We start from the raw sequence: 5319 nt of genomic DNA, 5'->3' as shown, positions 1-5319 counted from the left end.
GAGACGGGGCCAGAAGAGGGTTCCGGGGCGGGAGAGGTCTTCGCTGGGTGCGAGGTAGCAGGCGGGGCCGTCGGTGGCGGTGGTGCGGCAGTCGATGTGTCGCAGGGGTGGGGGGATGTGGAAGTGGGTGCCGTCGAGGTCGGTGATGGTGCGGTCGGCGAGGTCCTGGAGCCAGGTGCGGAAGGCTGTGGCGTCGGTGATGTGGTGGCGTGGGTCGCGGTCGAGTGCGGCGAGCACTGCGGGTACGGGTTCGCCGGGGGCGATGCGGGCGGCGGCCTGGGCTGTCTCGTGCTGGATGCGGGTGAGTTCCTCCCAGCCCCAGGCGTAGGTTTCTTCCAGGTCCAGGCGGGTGCCGAGGAATTCGCGTACGCCCAGGTGGTAGCGGTCGGCGCCCACTGCGTCGTGTCGGGGGGCGTGGGGTGCGAGGTCGTGCGTCAGGTAGGTGGCGAAGCCGGTGAGTGCTTCGTTGGCTGCTGCGGCGGCCTGGTCGAGGGCGTGGCGCAGGGGGCCGTCGGCGTGGTGGGTGGGCAGGCCGGCCAGGTAGGGGCGCATGCCGCGGCAGTCCTGGGCGTTGCGGGTGACTTGGCGGTGGGGGGCGATGCGGCCGCGGTGTCGTGCGGCCTGCAGGCTTTGGTGCAGGCCGGTCAGGGTGGCGGGCAGGGCTCGCAGCCGGGCCAGCAGTGCGTCCCAGTCGGTGGCGGGGCCTTGGTCGAGCAGTCCGATGGCGTGCCGTAGGCGCTGGACGGGGCCGTCGAGGGTGTCCAGGAGGGTGCCGTAGGCGTCGGCGTCGGCGAGGGCGATGTCGGTGGTGAGGCGTTCGCGCAGTACTGCGGCGGCGATGCGTTCGGCGTCGCTGGTGGTGGGGGTGTCGTCGAGGGCTTTGAGGGTGCGGCGGGCCAGGTCGGTGCGTGCTTGTGCTGCTTGGGGGCTGTAGTCGGTCAGGTGGTGTTCTTGTCCGGCGATGCCCATGACGGCGGCCAGGCAGGGGTCCAGGGCGGCCAGTTCGTCCACGTAGTGGTCGGCGAGGGTGTTGAGGGTGGTCGTCATCGGGAGCGGCTCATCGTGGGCAGGCGGGTGGTGGTGGGGGACTGGGCCAGTCGTTTGCCGTACAGGCCGATGACGAGGCCGGTGACGATGAGTGCGCCGGCGAGGAGTTTGAGCGGGGGCAGGGGTTCGTTGAAGATCAGCATGGAGCCGAGGACGCCGAAGACGGGGACGAGCAGGGAGAGCGGGGCGACGGTGGAGACGGGGTATTCGCGCAGCAGCCAGTTCCATACGGCGTAGCCGAGGACGGTGTTGGGGTAGGCCTGGAAGAGGATGGAGAGGACCGCGGCCCAGCCGATCTGGTCGGGCAGGTCGGTGTAGCCGGTGGTGCCGTTGACGGCGAGGTCCAGCAGGAACAGGGGGATGGGTGAGAAGAGGCTGGACCAGACGATGAAGGCGAGGGTGTCCTTGGGTGCGGCCTTTTTGAGGATGACGTTGGCGATGCTCCAGGAGACGGCGCCGAACAGGACGAGGGCGATGCCGGCGAGGGTGACGGTGCCGTCGGTGACGAAGGTGATGGAGAACAGGCCGGTCAGGGCGACGGCGATCCCCAGGTACTGGAAGCGTGAGAGGGATTCGCGGAAGACGACGGCGCCGAGCAGGATGGTCAGGAAGGCGCTGAACTGCAGGACGAGGGAGGCGATGCCGGAGGAGAGTCCGGCTTTGATGCCGAGGTTGACCATGCCCCACAGGCCGACGCCGAAGACGAGGCCGTAGCCGATGGTGTGCCGCCAGGGGACTTGGGGGCGTTTGAGGAAGAAGACTGCGGGCAGGGCGCACAGCGCGAAGCGGATCCCGGCGAGGATGAACGGGTCGACGCTTTTCAGTCCGATTTTGATGATGGAGAAGTTCAGGCCCCAGATCGCGGTGACGGCGATGGCGATCAGGATGTGCTGTTTTTTCATGCCGTGACTCGTTCCAGTGGTGCGGGGGTGGCCGGGCGGGTGTCGACGGAGAGGGAGGCGAACAGGTCGGTGATCCAGTTGTGGGTCTGTTCGGGGCTCTCGCCCGCGACGATCCCGGCGAGGACCGTCTCTCCGGCCTGGTAGGTGATGTGATCGGGCAGGGGTGCGCCGGGCGCCAGTTCGTGCCAGGTGATCACGCGGGGGCTGGTGCGGAAGGGGGCGGCTCCTTTGAGGCCGTGGTACTGCTGTCCGGCGAGGTGGTGGCCGGGGTGGACGAACCAGCCGTACCAGCGGGGTGGTGCGGGTGGTGCGGGCAGGGTGGCGGCGACGGGTTCGCCGAGCAGGATGCGCAGTTCGCAGGAGGGCAGGTGGACGCCGGTGGCCAGTTCGACGCTGGCGACCACGTCGGCTCCTCCGACGCGGTTGCCGACTTCGAGGAAGACGAGTTCTTCTTCGTGGACGATCGCTTCGAGGTGGAAGCTGCCGTCGTGGATTTGGACGGCGGCCAGGGCGCGGGCGACCCAGGTGCGGGTCTGCTCGGAGCAGGGGATCTGGAACGAGCCCATCGGCCGGCCCTGGGCGTACTGCAGGCAGGTGCCGATGTACTGGCTGGCGGTGAGCAGGAGGATCTCGCCGTTTTGGACGAGGCCGTCGAAGTGGCGGATCGGGCCGGTGACGAATTCCTCGACCTGGAAGTCGTGAAGGGCGGTGCCGTCGTCGAGGCGGGGGATGCCGGTGCGGTGTTCGGTGATCGCCGTGGCGGCCTGGTGGGGGGTGTCGTAGACGAGGACGTCCTCGCTGGAGGCGCCGCGGTGGGGTTTGAGGACGGTGGGGCCGCTCCAGGGGGCGTGGCCGTCGTGCTGGAGGAAGTGCGGCAGCGGGCAGTAGCGCGGTACCCGCAGGCCGGCCTGGTCGACGGCCTGTTTCATCAGGACCTTGTCGCGGGCGAGGGCGACCTGGTCCACCGGTGCGCCGGGGACGCCGAGGTGTTCGCGCAGGCGGGCGGCGTCGAGGAGTTCGTACTCCGACATGGAGATGATCCGGTCGAAGTGGCGGGGTGTGCGGGCCAGCCAGGTGCGGGCCTCGTCGAAGGCGGGGCGGGTGCCGGGGCGGCTGACGCGTTCGCAGCGCAGGTCGGGCGGGAGGGTGGCCAGTGCCTGGTCGGTTCCGAAGTAGGTGACCTCGTGGTGGTCGTGGCGGATCCCCCGGTGGTATTCGATCTTGAAGTAGGGCACGCGGTGCAGGATGAGGATCTTCATCGGGCCTTCCTGGCGGGGGCGGGCGGGGCGACGGCGCGGTCCAGGGCGTGTGACCAGGCTTCGCGCAGGGTGTGGACGACGGTGCGGATGTCGGCGCGGTCGCCGCGCAGGACGACGCAGCCCTGGGCGGCGAAGTCGGCGTTGTCGCGGGCGAGGGCGTGCAGGTCGCGGCGCCGGGGGGAGAGCCAGGAGAACTCCGTGACGGTCAGGTCGGTATCCGCCAGGCCGAGTTGTTCGGTGGTGGCGCGGACGGCGTCGCCGAAGGGGTCCGCGCCGGGGGGGACGTCGTCGGGGGCGAAGGAGCGGTCGGCGGCGACGCCGAGCATCACCGTCGCCGCCGCGCAGCCGGGCACCAGGCGTTCGGTGTGGGGGGCGGTGCCGAAGGCGGTGTCGACCCAGCGGTGGTGCAGGTCGATGCCGTAGACCCAGCGGGCCAGGGCCCAGATCTTCATTCCGGCCGGGCGCCGGTTGGGTTCGACGATCGCGGCGTGCAGGCCGTCGTCGCTGAGTTTGATCTCGTTGTGGAAGGGGCCGTCGCACTGGCCGACGAGCCAGTTCGCCAGCTGTCCCGCCCGCTGCAGCGTGGCGCGTTCGTGGGGGTCGAGCCGGGCGGGCAGGACCTGGGCGATCTCGACGGGGTAGCGGCCGCGTGCGCTGATCTTCTCGGTGAGGAAGGTCAGCGAGCCCAGTCCGTCGAAGGAGTACTCGCGCCGGTAGGGGATGAGTTCCTCGCAGATGACCCCGCCCTCCAGGTAGGGCAGGACCTCGGCGAAGGCCGCGGTCAGGTCGTCGCCGGGGCGGACGACGACGACGCCGCGGTTGTTGCCCTCCGCGGCGGGCTTGATGACGAAGCCTTCGGGGTGGTCGTGGGCGAAGGCGTGGAGCTGGTCGAGGGAGGCGATCTCGGTGAAGGCGGGCACCATGATGCGCTGTGCGGCCAGCAGGTCGGCCACGCGGCTCTCGTCGAGCCGGTAGCGGTATTTGGAGAAGGCGCCTTCGGCCAGGGGCGGGGAGTCGACGGGGACGCCGAGGCGGTGGAGCAGTTCGGCTCCGCTGCGGACGGCGTTGTCGGAGAAGACGATGCCGGCTTTGATCCGGTCGCGGCGGTCGGCGAGGAGTTTCTCGCCGATCTGGGCGAAGTCGTCGCGCAGCGGGTCGAGGTCGATGACCTCGTCGGCGATGGCGTGGTCGGCCTCGGTGGGGTCGGCGCGGACGAGGATCACGGTGGCGCCGTGGCGCCGGCGGGCGTGGTCGCGCAGGTGGCGGACCTCGTCGATGCGGCTGAGGTTGTAGTCGACGATGAGGAGGATCGGCCCGGTCATCGGTGCTCCGTCTCGTAGACGATCTCGAGGGCTCGCTCGGAGGCGGGCAGCAGGTCGGGCAGGACCGCCTCGCGGCCGTCCCGGTCCATGCGCCACAGGACCTGGCCGCAGAACACCTCGCGCGCGGAGGACTCCACGACGTCGCCGGGCTGGAGGAGGACGTGGGAGAGGGCCGGCGGGAGGGGGAGGTCGTCGTTGACCGTCACCGTGCGGATGGTGCCGGGGCCGGCGAAGAAGACGCGGAAGAACGTCGCGTTCGGGCTCGGTGTGGTGCCGTCGGCCGTGTACGACAGGCCGGCGAGCGTGGTGCGGTAGGCGGCCGGGCGGCGGGCGGCGAGCAGGAGGTCGAGCCAGAGGTCGAGCAGGCCGGGGCCGCCGGTCAGTGCTGCCACGCTGGGCGAGATCAGGCTGCCGCCGACGCGGGGGTTGACCTCGATCAGGTCCCAGCCGGAGGGGGTGTGGCGGGCTTCGATGTGGAAGCAGCCCCAGCCGAGGCCGAGGGTGTCCAGGACGCTGCTCACCCAGCGGATCCCGGCGGCGGTCTGCTGCCGGGTCAGGCTGGTGGGCGGGCTGACGCAGGCGTTCTCCAGGACGGTGCCCGCGGTCTCCGTCACCTCGCACTTCTCGTGTACGGCGACCACGTGCGGCTCGTGGTCGACGACGAGGACTTCGAAGCTGAACTCGCGGCCGGGTATGTAGTCCTCGATGAGGAAGTCCATGCCGCTCGTGCCCCGGCCCGTGCCCTGGCCGGTGGCGTGGGCGGTGGTGGGGCCGGTGGCGTGGGCGGTG

At 70.6% G+C, this 5319-nt stretch carries 5 protein-coding genes; all 5 read right to left on the bottom strand.

Annotation, left to right across the window (positions count from 1 at the left end; genetic code table 11):
• Positions 1-1047 (bottom strand): DUF885 domain-containing protein (locus CCN44_RS37310; protein ID WP_143650268.1); only part of this gene is annotated, 1047 nt, incomplete at its 3' end.
• Entirely contained in the window at positions 1044-1949 is a 906-nt protein-coding gene (locus CCN44_RS37305) for an EamA family transporter (RefSeq protein WP_086703201.1), read from the bottom strand. The genes CCN44_RS37310 and CCN44_RS37305, both read right to left, overlap by 4 nt.
• A complete protein-coding gene (locus CCN44_RS37300) occupies positions 1946-3208 on the bottom strand; it encodes an ATP-grasp domain-containing protein (RefSeq protein ID WP_059256360.1) in 1263 nt (420 codons plus the stop codon). The genes CCN44_RS37305 and CCN44_RS37300 overlap by 4 nt, the downstream gene beginning before the upstream one ends.
• Positions 3205-4530: an ATP-grasp domain-containing protein gene (locus tag CCN44_RS37295; RefSeq protein WP_059256358.1), complete on the bottom strand. Its 1326-nt coding sequence runs from the start codon at positions 4528-4530 to the stop codon at positions 3205-3207. The genes CCN44_RS37300 and CCN44_RS37295 overlap by 4 nt, the downstream gene beginning before the upstream one ends.
• Positions 4527-5319 (bottom strand): ATP-grasp domain-containing protein (locus CCN44_RS37290; protein WP_143650266.1); only part of this gene is annotated, 793 nt, incomplete at its 5' end. The genes CCN44_RS37295 and CCN44_RS37290, both read right to left, overlap by 4 nt.

It is taken from the genome of Streptomyces tricolor, from assembly GCF_002155905.1.
GTDB lineage: Bacteria > Actinomycetota > Actinomycetes > Streptomycetales > Streptomycetaceae > Streptomyces > Streptomyces tricolor.
Note: the sequence above shows the minus strand (reverse complement) of the source record. Positions and strands in the feature narration are given on the sequence as shown.

Excerpts from the sequence above, each read along its gene's own strand:
- CCN44_RS37305 (WP_086703201.1), bottom strand. The coding sequence starts at position 1,949 with ATGAAAAAACAGCACATCCTGATCGCCATCGCCGTCACCGCGATCTGG.
- CCN44_RS37300 (WP_059256360.1), bottom strand. The coding sequence starts at position 3,208 with ATGAAGATCCTCATCCTGCACCGCGTGCCCTACTTCAAGATCGAATAC.
- CCN44_RS37295 (WP_059256358.1), bottom strand. The coding sequence starts at position 4,530 with ATGACCGGGCCGATCCTCCTCATCGTCGACTACAACCTCAGCCGCATC.